Annotated in this window: 10 protein-coding genes and 1 other annotated feature; of the genes, 3 read left to right on the plus strand and 7 right to left on the minus strand. The window is 40.8% G+C overall.

Going from position 1 to position 16,249, the window contains the following annotated elements; translation table 11 throughout:
• Positions 1 to 15 precede the first annotated feature (15 nt).
• Positions 16 to 1,389, minus strand: coding sequence for an aldehyde dehydrogenase (locus ACZ5Q0_RS03675; protein ID WP_446819308.1), 1,374 nt, complete (start codon positions 1,387 to 1,389; stop codon positions 16 to 18).
• Positions 1,390 to 1,968: 579 nt separating this feature from the next.
• On the opposite strand from ACZ5Q0_RS03675, the gene ACZ5Q0_RS03680 reads away from it, so the two are divergent.
• Together ACZ5Q0_RS03680 and ACZ5Q0_RS03685 are read left to right on the plus strand one after the other, a co-directional pair.
• Positions 1,969 to 2,382: a MarR family winged helix-turn-helix transcriptional regulator gene (locus ACZ5Q0_RS03680; RefSeq protein ID WP_446819306.1), complete on the plus strand. Its 414-nt coding sequence runs from the start codon at positions 1,969 to 1,971 to the stop codon at positions 2,380 to 2,382.
• A gap of 406 nt (positions 2,383 to 2,788) precedes the next feature.
• Positions 2,789 to 4,333, plus strand: coding sequence for a copper amine oxidase N-terminal domain-containing protein (locus ACZ5Q0_RS03685; protein WP_447182717.1), 1,545 nt, complete (start codon positions 2,789 to 2,791; stop codon positions 4,331 to 4,333).
• Between the two features lie 277 nt (positions 4,334 to 4,610).
• Here the strand turns inward: ACZ5Q0_RS03685 and ACZ5Q0_RS03690 are convergent, their stop codons facing one another.
• From ACZ5Q0_RS03690 to ACZ5Q0_RS03715, 6 genes are all read right to left on the minus strand, one after another.
• Positions 4,611 to 10,121: an Ig-like domain-containing protein gene (locus ACZ5Q0_RS03690; protein ID WP_447182863.1), complete on the minus strand. Its 5,511-nt coding sequence runs from the start codon at positions 10,119 to 10,121 to the stop codon at positions 4,611 to 4,613.
• Positions 10,122 to 10,166: 45 nt separating this feature from the next.
• Positions 10,167 to 10,583 (minus strand): hypothetical protein, encoded by a 417-nt coding sequence (locus ACZ5Q0_RS03695; RefSeq protein WP_446819303.1) that lies wholly within the window; start codon positions 10,581 to 10,583, stop codon positions 10,167 to 10,169.
• Between the two features lie 234 nt (positions 10,584 to 10,817).
• Positions 10,818 to 11,702, minus strand: a complete 885-nt coding sequence (locus tag ACZ5Q0_RS03700; RefSeq protein ID WP_446819301.1) for a helix-turn-helix transcriptional regulator — start codon at positions 11,700 to 11,702, stop codon at positions 10,818 to 10,820.
• Between the two features lie 518 nt (positions 11,703 to 12,220).
• The gene (locus ACZ5Q0_RS03705) at positions 12,221 to 12,955 is read right to left on the minus strand and encodes a P-II family nitrogen regulator (protein WP_446819299.1); all 735 of its coding nucleotides are present in this window, start codon (positions 12,953 to 12,955) and stop codon (positions 12,221 to 12,223) included.
• Positions 12,952 to 13,680: a DUF1538 domain-containing protein gene (locus tag ACZ5Q0_RS03710; protein WP_447182718.1), complete on the minus strand. Its 729-nt coding sequence runs from the start codon at positions 13,678 to 13,680 to the stop codon at positions 12,952 to 12,954. The genes ACZ5Q0_RS03705 and ACZ5Q0_RS03710 overlap by 4 nt, the downstream gene beginning before the upstream one ends.
• Complete coding sequence (locus ACZ5Q0_RS03715; protein ID WP_446819297.1) at positions 13,677 to 14,366, minus strand: DUF1538 domain-containing protein; 690 nt, start codon at positions 14,364 to 14,366, stop codon at positions 13,677 to 13,679. The genes ACZ5Q0_RS03710 and ACZ5Q0_RS03715 overlap by 4 nt, the downstream gene beginning before the upstream one ends.
• 494 nt (positions 14,367 to 14,860) lie before the next feature.
• Positions 14,861 to 15,117, plus strand: a binding site (T-box leader).
• A 118-nt stretch (positions 15,118 to 15,235) separates the two neighbouring features.
• On the opposite strand from ACZ5Q0_RS03715, the gene ACZ5Q0_RS03720 reads away from it, so the two are divergent.
• The gene (locus ACZ5Q0_RS03720; RefSeq protein WP_446819296.1) at positions 15,236 to 16,246 is read left to right on the plus strand and encodes an ABC transporter substrate binding protein; all 1,011 of its coding nucleotides are present in this window, start codon (positions 15,236 to 15,238) and stop codon (positions 16,244 to 16,246) included.
• The last annotated feature ends 3 nt before the right edge of the window (positions 16,247 to 16,249 follow it).

Genomic DNA, 16,249 nt, shown 5'->3' on the forward strand with positions numbered 1-16,249 from the left:
CCAGACCGGCTAATCCTACCTGCCTAAAAATCTTTTAACCAGGGCAAGGTTATTCCGGTAGGGTGGATAACGAAGGGGTATATCTATATACAGGGATTTTTTTAAAACACTTTTAGTATGTGTAAAGGTTTCAAAACTGGCCTTTCCATGGTATTTCCCCATACCACTTTCCCCTACCCCGCCAAATGGCATATAGGAGGTAGCCAGGTGCACAATCGTATCATTAATACAACCACCACCAAATGAAACCCGCTCTATTATTTCCCGCTCATTTCCTGGACAGTTAGTAAAAAGGTACAGGGCCAGTGGTTTGGAATGACGGTTTACCACCGCAATAACTTCCTCCAGGTCATTAAATTCCAAAATCGGCAACAGTGGCCCAAATATCTCCTCCTGCATAATAGGATCATCCCAGCTTACATAATCAATAACAGTAGGAGCTATGCACATCCTAGCCTGGTTAATTTCTCCCCCGGCGACAATAGTTCCACTTTGCATGAGATTAATAAGTCTTAAGAAATGGTTCTGGTTAATGATTTTAGGGAACTCTTCATTGTTACTGGGATCTTCCCCATAAAACTGCCGAATATATTGGTGCATCTTGGCAATCAATTGATTTTTTATGTCTTTATGCACCATTAAATAATCTGGGGCCACACAGGTTTGCCCGGCATTTAAGAACTTACCCCATACAATTCTTTTGGCTGCCAATTCAACATCGGCATCACCGGCTACTATACAGGGGCTCTTGCCGCCTAATTCCAGTGTTAGTGGAGTAAGGTTTTGGGCTGCTGCCGCCATGACCACTTTACCTACCTTTACACTTCCAGTAAAAAAAATATAGTCAAATCTTTCCGCTAGCAATGCTTGACTCGTTTCCTGGTCTCCTTCAATTACTGTAAGAAATTCTTCCCCAAAATAATCTCTTACTAATTGGGCCAGGAAAGCCGAGGTGTGGAAAGAAAACTCCGAAGGTTTAATAACCGCACAGTTTCCACCTGCTATCGCCCCCACCAGCGGCGCTATACTTAGTTGGAAAGGATAATTCCAGGGTGATATGATCAAGACAACTCCATAAGGATCAGCAACTGTATAACTAGTAGAGAGAAAATGCATTATCGGGGTCTTAACCTTTTTTGGTTTTACCCAGGCCGGCAGATGTTTAAGGGCATAGTTTATCTCTTCTAAAACCATTCCTACTTCAGTAGCATAAGCTTCAAAAGGCGCTTTGTTAAGGTCTTTTTGCAAGGCTTCCATTATGTGCTTTTCATTATCGGTAACAGCTTTTTTTAGCCTTTTTAATTGCTCAATACGAAAACTGACTGGCCTGGTTTTACCACTGTTAAAATACTCCCTTTGCTTTTCCAGTGCTTTCTTAATAGCAGACATTGATAACCCCTTTCAACACCAGGAAATCTTGGTAGCCCCGGCTTTTTCCTTATATTATATAGCAACTAAAATTTTAATACCCCGTTTGCTGACATAGCAACTCACCTTGAATTTTATTACCAGAAACAAGAAAGGTGTAATCGCTATAGTGATTACACCTTATATAAAAAGGAAAATATTAGTAAAGCCAAATTTGAAGGGGTAGAGGGAGTTCCCCCTCGCTTTATGTTAACTGCCCATCGCAGACATTAATAACATGTTGCAGTATTCCTGTACTAGTATTACGAAAAATTTATCAGTTTCTGACCAGCAAACTCATAGTTCTTCTATATCTATTTTATATGGATATGAAGCTATGTGTCAACCAACTTTTTGTATACCAACATTTTTATATACCAGCTATACTGTAGCAGTAAGAGCGTAAAATGGCGTTAAAACGATTAAATCCACGTTATCTGCCCGCAATATCCTTTAATAAAATATTATTTAGTATAAAACATTTTGATATGCTACTCTTGCCATTCCACATATTTTACTTATTAGGGTAGAATATATAGTAAGAACTAAGGGGGGAGCAAAATGGACCTAGAGGAATGTTTAAATTTTTCATTAACCAAGGCACAACAGCATGTTTATCAGGCCTTTAAAGCTGAACTTAGTGAATATAATGTAACACCCGTGCAATACGCTTTGCTCAGATGTCTATGGGATAAAGACGGACAAACCTCGAAAAACCTGGCTAACCGTTTATCACTAGACTATTCTACTATGACCACCCATCTGGATAGAATGGAAAGTAAAGGATTGATATTAAAAACAACTGACCCGAATGACCGGCGAGCACTTCAAATACTACTTACTGATAAAGGCCGGAGTCTGGAAAAACCCGTAACCGAAGCGATCATCAGGGCCAATGATAAATTTCTGGCTAAAATTGATAACGATAAGTGGGAAACATTTAGATCTTTTTTATTGGAATTAAGTGAAGCATAATTAAACGAGTTAGTAGGGTTAATTCTGGAATGAGGAACAAAGGGCCGATTCTCCGGCAAGAACCGGAGAATCGGCCCTTTGTTGGCTTTGGATCCTATTATTCAATGACAAACTAATAAGAATCCAAAAGATAAGATTGCCGGTATTTAACAGCCATTTTCCATAACTCTTTTTAATCGTTTAATGAATGTTTTTCCTTGTTTATATGCCAATACTCTTTCAGAAACTATTCTTTTCTTGAATGCAGTTTCCCTAAATAACCTCAATATGCAAAGCAGCATTTATAAATCTTTTCCATTATCATTTGATATAAAAGGAAGCAAAAAATGCTTCCTTGAATTTCGAGATTTACCACAGTATACTTACAGATGGCATTATCACAATATTATATAAGGAGTTATTGAATATGAAGAAGACCATTTTACTATTGTTACTAGCATTTGTTCTTACTCTTGCCCTCCCCTTTACCGCTGTGGCCAGCAGCCCAGGGAAGACTTTGTACCTGGAAAACATTCAAATTCAGCAGGATAAACAAATGCAGTTTAACTTCAACCGTCCCTTAAGCGGTGTAATCCACCTACACATCAATGGTGAAACCTTCCAGACATTAGGCTTCCAGAATATCAAAGCTAACCTGAAATATGATATGGACGTAAAAAATGATAAAGCCTTTTTCGTGGTCGATGGCAGTGTAGATGGTAGTACACCACAGGAAATTAACTTAGCGTTCTATATTATTGGTGATACTATGATTATTCCGGTGGAATCCCTAAACTCTATAGCAAAAGTTAATCCCCAAATGGAAATGCCCGCGGAAAACATTAAATATGTTTACACTAAATTAGAAGGCTTTAGCTTTGCTGAACTGCAGACCATTATGGACCAGTCCAGTAAACAAGAAGCAGCTATGGAACTGGTAAAAACGATATTTGAAGCTATACCTGATACATGTTTCACCTCCCAGGGAAATACAGCCGAAATGAATATTGATAAGCCATCATTAGTCCTTATCGCAAAGAATTTCCAGGATGAAAAATTTATTGCTGAACTAGCCGAACAAATGGCCGCATTAGACCCTACTATAGACAAAAATGAAATAGTGAAAAACCTTACCACGGTTGAAACTGATAAGGATGTTTCCTTCCTAAAGGTATCGCAGAATTTAAAAATTCGTAAATGCAAAACCCAAATAAGTCCGGAAAAAGGGATTGCAGATTGGGATTTTGGCTATAGTGATGAAAATATGATTATGGACTGTAAACTTAACAGTAAATCAAATATCCAGTCAGCTCAGATTTCTTCAACTGTGAATATGGTTATAAGTTTTAAATCTCCGGCTGACGAAAAAAATGTAACCGTAAAACTAACCGCTGATTCCCTGACCAGCCAAGATAAATCCACTCTTAAAGGTAATCTTAACCTTACTGGTAATATGGAGGGTATGCCCGTAAACCTGGCCGCTGATTTTAATATCGACCAACAGTTTAAAAATAAAGTGAATTTTACTGCTCCAGTATTAACCGCAGATAATAGTATGGATATGGATGAGCTGGAGCCAGATGCACTAAACAGTCCAGAACCGGCAGCAAAGGCGATAACAGTAAATGTCAACGATCAGTATCATATCCCCTTTGTTAATGCCCCGTTTATAGAATCTGATCGTATTCTAGTTCCGGTTAGGGAACTAGGTGATTCCCTGGGTTATGAAGTTAACTGGAACCCTCCGGCCACAGTAACCATGAGCACTGCTAATAAAAACATAATTATGAATATAGGCCAAAAGCAGTATACTCTCAATGGCCAAGATAAAGAAATGGATAGCGCCCCCCTTATTAAAGGCGACGTTACTTATGTACCCCTTAGATTTATTGCCGAAGCACTAGGTTATGAAGTATCCTACCATCCCGAAACCAAGGAAGTATTCTTAAACAACCAGCTTGTAGAAAAATAGCGACGATTAAAAAATCCTCTTGTTAATTGGAACCGCAGGACTAATCACTCGTTAGGAAAATAAAAGTAGACCAAATAAAGCAAAAGACCCTCTGCTAACATATAATAGCAGAGGGTCTTTTGTTTATAGACCAATAAACAACTTGATAAACAAAAAAATTTACCTGATTCTAATACTATTGTGAGTTTTTCCCCTTAAGAAATTACTGCCGTCTCCTATCTGTAAACGGCAGTAATTATGATTGTCTTTTTATTTGCAAATAATCAATCCGATAACGTTATGGTTCAATGAGTTCATCAAAAGGTGTGGCTTGAGCTTGGGCTTCTTCGATCCAGGCAGACTCACAAGTTTCATTATAAGATATAATCCAAAAGCTGTATTCCCTATCCGCTATCAGATCGGTTACTTCCAGTTTATCTGCTCTAGGATCTTCCACGTCTATAGACCCGTAAGAATCTATACCGTCGTTATAAAATACTGTATATCCCAATGCTCCCGTTTCTTCAATTTGTGCTCCAGTAAGCGGAGTCCATTTCACTAAAACCTTACCGTTATTTTCGGCACCTGCCATATCCTCTGCTGTAACACCGCCTATTATTAGCTCCTCCAGAGCGGCATCCCTAGGGTCTATAGCCAGAACTGTTACTGTAAACTCATTTTGCAAAATATATTCATCGGCGGTTAGAGTAAGTGATAATGTAATATCGACGTCAGCTCCTACTGGTCTAGTTACTTGGCCATCAGTTGAGACAATATCAGAGTGGCTGGATGTCCATGCTGTTATTACATTGGAAGGGATAGTATCATAGCCTGTTTGCGTCAACCAGATATACTCATCTGAAATAGGTGATATTCCCGGTTCATCCTCGGTTCCATCACCTTCGATATCAAGGATAATACTCTCCATAGCATCAAGAAGGCTCCTGATAGGAATAAGAGCTTCGTCTAATAAATCAATATTTCCATACCATCCAACATTTGAATCAAAAACAGCGCTAATAGCATCAAGGGCTGGTTCCAGGGCCGTTGCATATAAATTTTTCGCTGCAGTGCTATCATACATATCATCTGTAAAAGCTACATTAAAATCTGCTATCGCATCATTTACCTTCTTCCAGGCAGCATCTATGACAGCCTGTTCTGCTTCAGTAAATGCCGCAATGGTTATGGGGAAAGATTTTTTTAATATATAAGTGGATTGTAGTTCATAGCTGGTCAGAGTAATGGTTAAGTCTAATGCTGTTACAGCATCTCCTGCTGTGTTATCGGGTCGATAGATTACCAAGTTGTATTCATTATCGCCTCTTTCAGTAATCTCGGTTAACTCTGAATTGGTTGATTCCCAGGTAAATACCGTTCTTAAACTGCCACCGGAGCCTATAGTATATTTTTTAATTAAAACTTCATTGGTAGTTAGGTTTTGGAACTTGGTATATTTTGCAACCAAGCCATCATATTCATCCAGCAATTCATTGTAAATCCTTAAAATTTCACTTACTTTATTGTGTCTAGCCATTAAAGCCGTCTTTAGGTCACCATCATCCAGTAAATTAATTTTCCCCAGGGCTGCATATCTTAAATCTCCGGCATTTTCCAGATCAGTTTCAGAATAAACGCCCTCTGTAAAGGCTGCCACGGCCTGTTCCGCTGCTTCCACTGCAGCTAATGCCGCTCCAGCTTTTTCATTGCCCGTACCAATATCATCAGTTTGTACTATATAAGTATAAATATCCCCCGCTAGGACAGGCAGGGCTTCCTTGACCCTGACTTCAAGTTTATCACCAGCTGCTAAGGCTGGATTAGCTGTGGTGGCCAGGGCTTCCCCTGTTCCATCTGTCCAACCTTGTTTTTCAATACCGGCTGCATCTGTTATTCTGAACTCCAGGTTAGTTGCAATGGTAATATTCGTTTGTCCAATAGCGGCATTTTCTATCGGCTGTGTAATGGTAACGGCACTTGCTTCAGGAGCTGCTGGAGGTTCAGGTCCCTGTACAGCTGCTACCGTCACTTTATAGTATTTTGTTACAATACCCTGGACATTAAGGGTTACAACAATAACATCGCCTGCGTTAACTCCATAGTTGGCAGGATCAGCTACCACTTCATTATTGACTATTATTGTTACCGTTGTACCATCCAAATCTGCTCTGGCACTAATACCAAACCTATTGGCAAAGTTGTTTTCCAAAGTTGCCCCTGCGTCATTTTCCGGATCATTCACTTCTATATTCGGCAGGTCTAATACATTCCTATCTGCTACTTTAAATGATGCTAATGATGCATCATGGACAGTCGGATCTTCCACCATTACTTCACAGGTAGCCGATTTATTCCCATCTGCTGTAGTTACCATAATAGTTGCTATCCCAGCCTTAAGCCCAGTCACTTTACCAGTGCTATCAACTGTGGCTATCTCGGTATTACTACTAGACCAGGTTACTGCTTTGTTACTGGCATTTTCCGGTTGCACTATAGCCAGCAAAGTCACATCCTTACCAACTTCAATATATTCTGAGGATACTCCCATGAATACATCAGTTACTGGTATACTGCTTTCCTTTATTGTAATCCCTATTTCTCCTACGATGCCTGAACCATCCTTAGCTGTAGCTTTAACGGTCACTGTACCCGCACCAGTTGCTGTTAATAAGCCATCATTATCTATGGTTGCAGTTCCGGTGCCAGGTTCTACCGACCAGGTTACCTCTTTATTGGTAGCAGTGTCCCGGGTTATCGTGGCTTGCATTTGTAGGGTTTGGCTCTTTAGTATCGTAGTTATTCCATCCTGGCTTGATACAGTGATTTCCCTTACTTTTTCTATTACGATTACTTTTCTGGTCACTTCGGCAGTATTGCCGAAAAAGTCCATAATATTATAGTGAATAGTATAACTACACCCTTCCGATGTATCCACTTCATCCCTATTAGATCCTGTGGCATCAATTACAATGGTTCTAACTATGTTACTAGTGATATCGCCATCATTGTCATCAATAGCTGTAACTCCTGGTTCTATATAGGTTTCCCCAACGTTAAGGATTACGGTTTCATTTCCCAACCGGGTCATGACTGGTGGGGTATTGTCTTCCAGGGATGCTATTACGATTACCTTTACGGTTGCTTTATGGTGGGATGGGTTAGTGACACCAGTAGGCAGGTTAGTCAAGGTGCCATAGAATGTGTAGTCCCCTACCTGATTGGGATTATACTGGGGGATACCGTCATTCCAGGTAACATCTACTGTTCTCTTTTCTCCACCAGTAATCATTACCTCTATTTGGGTTGGTAAACCTAAGGCTTCTATGCTAGTGCCTTTTTCTATATTTATTATATCGGGTATAATTGCTACGCCTGTTATTGCCAATATAGAGATATCAACTACGGTTACCAGGCAATCGGCAGTCTTATTACCATCTGCCGTAGTTGCAGCAATAGTTGTTGTCCCAGCCTTAAACCCTGTCACCTTACCAGTGTTATCCACTGTTGCTATTTCGGGATTACTGCTGGACCAGGCCACAGCTTTGTTGCTGGCATTTTCCGGCTGTACTATTGCTATTAAGTTTTCACTTTGGCCCACTTCCAAGCCAATCGATGTTTGATCGATGAATACTCCAATAACGGGTACTTCCTTTACTAACACTGCTTCAAAGGCTGCTGTAGCAGTTGTCAATGCATTGGTGGCGGCCTTAATTTCCTCCGCGCTAGAATTAGAATTGCTGTTTACCGCTTTGGCAGCATTAATTGCTGTTTTAAAATCTAGTCTGGCGGTTTGAGATGCCTGACCAGGTTGATCTCCTTCTGGAGTTGATGCGAATAGATCATCTGCTTTTTGTATTTGTTTGCTTAAAGCGTTGATAGCATTTTGGGTATCAATCCAGGCCGTATCCCTTTGTGAACCGCCAATCTCTACGGTTGTGCCTTCGCCCAGGGTTGTCTGCTGTGGAGCTATATCTATTTTTACTCCGGTTACATTTATTACAGCAGATTCAATGCTCCCGCCACCAGTTATTTCCGCCGAAGCATTAAATGTAACTTCTGTAACGTTACCTGTACCCGCTACATTGACTCTAACTGATACATTTACTACTAAGGTGTTAACTTGCCCTGTAATGTTGATCGAGGCATTTTCAGCCTGAATATTTAGGCTATTACCGTCAGCTTCTTCATTCCAGCTATTAGGGGCAACTGCAACTATATTGATAATTCCACCCACCTTAATCTTATTAGCTATGGTTGCATTTGGGGCATTCACAGTTAAGTTTCCCTTTATGCATGGACTAGTATTACCGCTTAAAATCATGGTTCCCTTATCATTGGTAGTGATCTTCAAGTCCCCATCAAGTGCGTAGCTGCCAAAGTTAATAGTGTTAGGCAGCCTTTTTATCTCCACATTAGCTTTAATGTTATTCGTAAAATTTATAGTCTTAATATTACTGTCATTCAATGCTTTATTAAGCGCATCTACAGAACTTACCTCAGCCGTAGTAGAAGGAGTAGCAGGACCACCTCCGCCTCTGCCTCCACTTGACTTCGTAACGATTTTATCAGGTTGCTTTTGAAAAGTAGTCTCCTTAACTTTCTCTCCGCTGGCTTCCTTAATAGTCCCCTCACCTTTAATAGTGGTTTTAGAATCGAGAATCATTCCTTTTACACTGCTGCCTTTGGCGAGCTCCACATTAATGCCCTTAAGCCCCTTCTGGACTTTGACTTCGTCTATTCCAGTATCTTCCTGAGTGGTGATTTTAACGTCATCCGCTTTTATGGTTACGCTCTTAAACTGTCCCTGGAGCATAACTTTTTCGTTTTCGGCGTTTTCAGCAATGGTTACTTTTATTCCCTGGACATCGACTACTACAATGCGCACCTGTCCGCCGGCAGTTTTTTCGACAATAATTTCAGAGTGTTTTCCCCCATTAATGTAGATACTATCTTGACCTCCGCCACGGATGTAGGTCTTACCTTCCACCATGACCTTATTTAAAATAACATCACCATCGCCTACCTCTTCGGCGATGATAAGATCTCCCTTAATACGGAGATTTTCCAGGGTAACATCTTTTGCTTTTACCGTTACATTACCGTTTATAGTTTGGCTTCCCGCCGCCGGTCCGTAACTGCCGGCTTTTTCGATTAGGCTATAGTCCTGTTCTGGTTCTACCGCAACCGATGGAGTTACCCGGGCATTCAGAGCGGCATTAATAACAACAACGGCCTGAGCACGAGTAGCATTATCCTGAGGGGCAAAACGGCCATCTGGCAGCCCTTTGATAATCTGATTAGCATAAGCGGCAGCTACTGCATTACTTGCCCACGTTGAAATCTTGGCACTGTCTGCAAAGCTTAAAGTAGCGTTAGATGGCTCTAGTTGGGCGGCTTTAACAATCATCACTGCCGTCTGTTCACGGGTAATGAGATCATTGGGGCCAAATTCACCATCATTGTAACCATTGACAATGCTATTAGCACTGGCAATAGCTATATAGTCTTTCGCCCAATGAGAACTAGTATCGGCAAATACTTTGCCACTGCCGCTTAGCTTATATGCTTTGACTAGCAGGGTAGCAAACTCTGCCCGGGTAATTTTCCCTTCCGGTTTAAAAGTTCCGTCTGGATTGCCGGCCACAATACCGTTATCCACCATATTCTGAATAGTTTGCTCAGCCCAATGACCCTGGATATCCTTAATAGTTACTGATTTAGCATAGGCTGTATGCGGTGAAAAAAAGATAATCGTCATCATAAAAGCTAACATAGCAATATAGGCAAATTTTCTTTGATAAGAAATCACAGTATGCAAATTAAATACCCTCCAATCCGTCCAAGCCTAAAGAATCTATTCTTTAGGCACTACATTAATCATGATGCTATTCTCTTTTTCATTAGTTAAGCTGAAGGTTACTACAGCCTCATAATTGTTGGTAGTCGCATCAATCAAATACCCATTATCTACTTCAGCCTGCATATTAATTGTGCCTTTTGCAAAAAGATCTTTATAAAATGCAATCGCTTCATCCATTGATTTATCAGTCTTAAATACTATGCTTATTGATTTATTAGTACCAGTATCATTAACATTGATGATATTGGCATCATCCAGGAGAGGAATTTCATCTTTTGGATACGCTTCGAGGAGGCTTAGTTGGTTCCCAACCTTACCCAGACTGACATTAATATTTGTTTGGTTCTTGTTCGCAATTTCCGCGCTTTCTTTATCAGCTTTATCCTCTGACTGCACCGAACTATCTAACATAAGGTTTTCTTCCGAATTGCCACAACCGATTATGCAAAACAATGCCAACAGTATAATTATTAGGAGAATATGGTTAACTTTTCGCAACCTATCACCCCTTTCCCATTTTGCCTTTAACGTACCACAGGAAACCGGGTAATTCTTTTCAAAAATAATTGCTCCTTGTTTCAGAAACTACTAAAAAAACAACTGCCGTCTACGATGCGTAAACGGCAGTTATAATAGCTTCCTTATTTATTCTGGAATATTCGATCCAAATATTTTCTTCCTATAATCAGTAGGCGGTATGCCCACATATCGTTTAAAGAGGGTAGCAAAATGCCCTGAGTTGACGAAACCACATAAAGTAGCTATTTCTCCAACCAAATAGTCGGGGTTTTTTAGCATTCGTTGGGCATTTTTTATGCGAATCTCCATCAGATATTGGTAAGGCGTTTTACCCGTATGTTCTTTAAAGCATCTAATAAAGTAATTGGGGCTTAAATACACAGTTTGGCAGATGTCCGTAATTGTAATGCTGCAATTGTAATAGCTTTGCATATAATCAATAGCATTTTTAATAGCCTGTTGGTCTTTTAAAATAGTAGCTCTACCAACTGATATGTCACCATTTACATCACGTAATAATTGTACTGCGATTTGAGTGGCGATACTGTCCACCATTAGTGGACAACTTTTACCATATAAAAGCATTTCATTTTTAAAACTGGATATCACTTCCACTAAGCGATAACTAAAAGCAGATTCTATTCTTTTGAAATTTATTTGATCAGTTCGGCTTACTTCAGATGCTACCTGTTGGAAAAATTCCTTTTTTACAGTAATATCCAGATATTTAGGTGGATGTCTATGATTAGATGCCGGGAGAACCGTTAAGTCCGTACCTGGCTCAAAACAAACCAGACCCCCTTTCCGAAACTGGTACTGATTTTTGCCCATCTTAGCCAGGGGCGGCGTGGAGTAAAGTAAAAGAAAATGATAATCCTCAAAAAACGCCTTTTGGCCGAAAATATAGCTTTCCGGCTCAAAAATGACCAGGTTAGGACTTAGGTATGTTTTCGTTCGGGAATGAATGTCTTGAGAAATGTTCTGTATAAAATAATCAAAGTGTCCGCTCATACTACCTCCATGCCTCTAAAAGGATTGGCAATTAGTTTCGCTCGCTCTAATCCATAATAGCACTAGTATGTTAACTTATTATCAATTATGCCATGTAATCCAGTCTTTGGAGATAATATTATTACTTAAAAAACAGATCAAACTAAAACACACTTAGAATAGCAACGAAGGTGCCAGTAGGGGAATCTTCAGCGCCAGTAGCCAGTAGAGGAATCTTCAGCGCCAGTAGCCAGTAGAGGAAGCTTCAGCGCCAGTAGCCAGTAGAGGAAGCTTCAGCGCTAGTAGCCAGTAGAGGAAGCTTCAGCGCTAGTAGCCAGTAGAGGAAGCTTAGCGCCAGTAGCCGGTAGAGGAAGCTTCAGCTTCCCACTAGCCTTTCCGCAGTATAAACAAAAACGTTTAAATTCACCCCTGAAAGTAGGCCTAAGGGAACCAGTCCACCTTATAAATATAGATTACTTAAAATATAATACCCCCATGCAAAAAATTAGGGGACTTCAGGATAATCCCCTAATTGAAGCTTAGCTCTTCTGGGCTATACTTTCCTTAATCATCTGATTTAGGGCATGATTAATACCCGCCACTTTTTCTACTTCCAAAACAAAAGCAATGCCTTTGCCGGGCTTATTAAGATTAGCTTTTTCTATTATCGCAGCCAGGACTTCATCAGATTTCTGGCGGTTAATTAAAGTAAGGACAATTTCTTTTTCCGGTTCAATGCTGATACCAAATAGTTTAGCCTTTTCATGTATCCCGGTTCCCCGGCCAAACATAATGGTTCCACCTTCAGCACCGGCCTGTTTCGATGCCTCAGTTACTTTCTGGGCATCACCTTTGTTAACAATGGTTATAATCAAATCGTAACTTATCTCATTACTGTCCTTCATTCCTATTCCCTCCGTTTCCCGATAACTCTTATCATTATCAGGAATAAACATCTGGTTAATACCGGCCACTTGGTTAATATCAACAACAAAGACTATGCCATGACCAGGTTTATCTAGCTTACCAGCCGCAACAATAGTCTCCAGAATACTCTGGGCCTGGTCTAAAAATACTACTGTAAAAATGATTTCCTTTTCCGTTTCTACCGGAATGCCGAAAATTTTAGTTATATCTCTACTCCCGGTGCCTAGTCCCATAATAGTAGTTCCACCTCGAGCCCCGGCCTTTTTGGTGGCTTCCACTACCTTGCGGGCTATCCCCCGGTTGACAACCGTTATTAGAAGCTTATACCCGTATAAGGCTTCGGTCATTCTGCTTCCCCCTTCTGCCGGTATAGCAATCCTAGAATTAACACAGCTAAAATTGGGGCTAGTGCCACCAGGGCAATTATGCCAAACCCATCGATCAGTGGATTGCGCCCGTCTACCGCTGAAGCGATGCCCAGTGTCATAGCTAAAATAAAAGTAGCTGTCATAGGGCCAGTTACTACCCCTCCAGAATCAAACGCAATAGCAATAAACGACTGAGTTGAATAGTGCACCATAATAAAAATAGCCAGGTAACCAGGAACCACTATGTATAGTATAGGTATCCCCCATACTATACGGGCCATAGCCATAGCAACAGAAACTGCTACTCCTACTGACAGGGTATAAAGCATGATCGGTTGGGGAATATATCCACCTGACGCTTTTTCCACTTGGGCAGTAAGAACATGTACTGCCGGCTCCGCAAATGCAGTAACAAACCCCAGCATTAATCCCATAGGTATCAATACCCACTTAGAACTTAAACTTCCCAGGGCTATTCCCATTCGTTCTCCGGCCGGCATAAATCCGATATAAACCCCTTGCAGGAATAAGGATAAACCTATATAGGTTAGCAATAAGCCTTTAACCATCTTTAAAAGTTCCTGTTTGGGTAATTTTAACAAAAAAGCTTGGGCAGTTACAAGTATCAATCCTAAGGGGATAAGTGCCCAGGCTACTTCTACTAAAACATTGCCAAAACCATTGAATATTTGAATATTGGTCAACCGTAAACCACTCCCAGAATTAATACTGCTAAAGTAGGTCCAATTGAGGCTAATCCTATCAGGCCAAATCCTTCATCAGAAGCGTTCCCACTTCTTAAAACCGAGGCAACTCCCAGCCCCAGAGCCAAAATAAATGGCACCAGCATAGGCCCGGTAGTGGCCCACCCGGAATCTAAAGAAATAGGTATAAATACTTTAGGGGTAAAAGCCGCCAACAAAAAAACCAGGCAATAACTGGCCAGGAAAAGATACTTAATAGGAATGCCAACAATTATTCTTAATATAGCTAGGCCTACATAAATCGCCGCCCCTAAAGATACAGTAACTATCAACAAACTTTTAGGCACTGCCCCACCAGATACCACATCCAGCTGGGTAGCTAAAACCCTGACATTAGGATCTGCCACTGTAACCACAAAACCAACTAAAAAAACGGATATAATTATCATCCACAATTTCCCTGTTTTAGGCAATGCCGATCCGATAGCCTCACCAACCGGAAGCAGTCCCAGATTAACCCCTAATAGAAACAAAATTAGTCCCGCGGTAATCAAAATGACTCCCACCATAAACTGCAAAAAATCCTCACCGGAAACATGAAGCAGAATCTGCAGTATGCTGACAAAAACTGTTATTGGTAACACCGAATAGATTACTTCCCGTACAATACCCTTAATCTTTTGCATGCATCTCCTCCTTAAGTTAATGGATTATTTAGTGTATGGATGATGGGATAATGTTACTCATTTTTAGTTCCGTTTTCCGATGGGCCAAAAGATCACTTCTCTATTATACCAGTCCTACCGGAAGTATTATAAGGCCCATCTTGGCCTTTTAATATTCGTTATGCTACCTAAAAAACTCGCTGTTATTGGTACTGTTAGATAGAAATTATTCTAATGAGCCATCAGGCGAAAATATGTGGATTAGAGTTATTTGTATAGTTGGATAAGGACTTTATACTGTCGGATAAATAACTAAGAAGTAATCGCACAAAGTAAGACCGCAAAAGAATGCGAGGTACTTTTACTAGAGGTATCCCTTACTATATAAAAGAGATGATTACTCACTATACCGATAATTGCAGATAATTGCAGAAATACTTCTGCTGCTACTTGAGGTCTGCCCCTGCTTCCTTAAATTGCCATTGACAACTCAGGCAATCTGTAGCTAAAATTTCTATAAACTGTTGAAGAGGAAGTAAAACCACAACCCAGCCATACAGAGAGCCGGAGAGGGTGGAATACCGGCAGGTCATGGAGTGGACAAATGGACCTCGGAGGGCAGAGTGAAAAAGATCGTTTATGATCTCTAGTAGCTTCTGACGCAATGCCAGCGTTAACGGGCAGGGGGTGTGTTGGCACTCTACAAGAGAGGATGCATTATATTTGTGCATCAATTAAGGTGGTACCGCAGGTTCTAACACCTGTCCTTTATTAGGGCAGGTGTTTTTTGTTCTTCCGGTACCAATCCTGGCCTATTCATAATAGTGGATGAATATTTATTGCAGATGTTCAGCCCCCCATATTAAATTATTTATAGGGAGGAATAGATCATGAAAAAGTTGGTACGGGTAGCAATTCTGGTATGTGTATCGATGCTGTTGTTTAGTTTAGTGTCGGGATGCGGGGCAAATAAAACCCCTCAAGACGCTAATGCTGACCAGGAGGGAAAGCTGAAAATTGGTATTGTGCAGATTGTTGAGCATCCGTCCCTTAATACTATCAGGGAGTCTTTTGTTAACGAGTTAGCCGAGAAGGGCTACCAGGACGGTGATAACATTATTATCGACTATCAAAACGCCCAAGGCGATCAGACTAATCTTAAGACCATCTGTCAAAAGTTTGTCAATAACCAATACGATCTTATCGTAGCCATAGCCACTCCATCAGCCCAGGCAGCCGTTGGTGAAACTAAAGATATACCCGTCTTGTTTTCCGCCTGTACTGACCCTCTGGAAGCTGGTCTGGTAAGGAACATGGAGAAACCCGGGGGCAATGTAACCGGCACCTCAGACGCTGTATCTGCGGAAAAAATCATGGAATTGGCCCAACGTATTACCCCTAACATTAAAACTATCGGTGCGCTATATAATTCCAGCGAAACCAATTCCATATCGGTAATAAACAACCTAAAAGAATATGCTAAAAATAATGGACTAACCGTTGTGGAGGCTACCGTAACCAATTCATCTGAAGTACAACAGGCGGCTACTTCTCTGACTAGTAAGGTGGATACCATCTTTTCCCCTATTGATAATACTATTGCTTCCGCCATGCCGGTAGTATCCCAGGTAGCCAATAAAGCCAAAATCCCCGTCTATGTAGGGGCTGACTCTATGGTAAAAGACGGCGGTCTAGCCACCTATGGAATCAACTATCCGGTGCTGGGTCAGGAAACTGCTCACATGGCCGTTGAAATTTTAAAGGGCAAAAACCCCGGCGATATGGCGGTAAAAACTATGACTGATATAGATATTTATATTAACACTGCTACTGCCCAGGCCATTGGCATTACAATACCTGATGATATATTAAAAGAAGCAGCACAGACCTTTGGAAACTAAACT

It is taken from the genome of Syntrophomonas erecta subsp. sporosyntropha, assembly GCF_055395365.1.

Coding starts and splice junctions, on each gene's coding strand:
- ACZ5Q0_RS03675 (WP_446819308.1), bottom strand. CDS start 1,389: ATGTCTGCTATTAAGAAAGCACTGGAAAAGCAAAGGGAGTATTTTAAC.
- ACZ5Q0_RS03680 (WP_446819306.1), top strand. CDS start 1,969: ATGGACCTAGAGGAATGTTTAAATTTTTCATTAACCAAGGCACAACAG.
- ACZ5Q0_RS03685 (WP_447182717.1), top strand. CDS start 2,789: ATGAAGAAGACCATTTTACTATTGTTACTAGCATTTGTTCTTACTCTT.
- ACZ5Q0_RS03695 (WP_446819303.1), bottom strand. CDS start 10,583: ATGTTAGATAGTTCGGTGCAGTCAGAGGATAAAGCTGATAAAGAAAGC.
- ACZ5Q0_RS03700 (WP_446819301.1), bottom strand. CDS start 11,702: ATGAGCGGACACTTTGATTATTTTATACAGAACATTTCTCAAGACATT.
- ACZ5Q0_RS03705 (WP_446819299.1), bottom strand. CDS start 12,955: ATGACCGAAGCCTTATACGGGTATAAGCTTCTAATAACGGTTGTCAAC.
- ACZ5Q0_RS03715 (WP_446819297.1), bottom strand. CDS start 14,366: ATGCAAAAGATTAAGGGTATTGTACGGGAAGTAATCTATTCGGTGTTA.
- ACZ5Q0_RS03720 (WP_446819296.1), top strand. CDS start 15,236: ATGAAAAAGTTGGTACGGGTAGCAATTCTGGTATGTGTATCGATGCTG.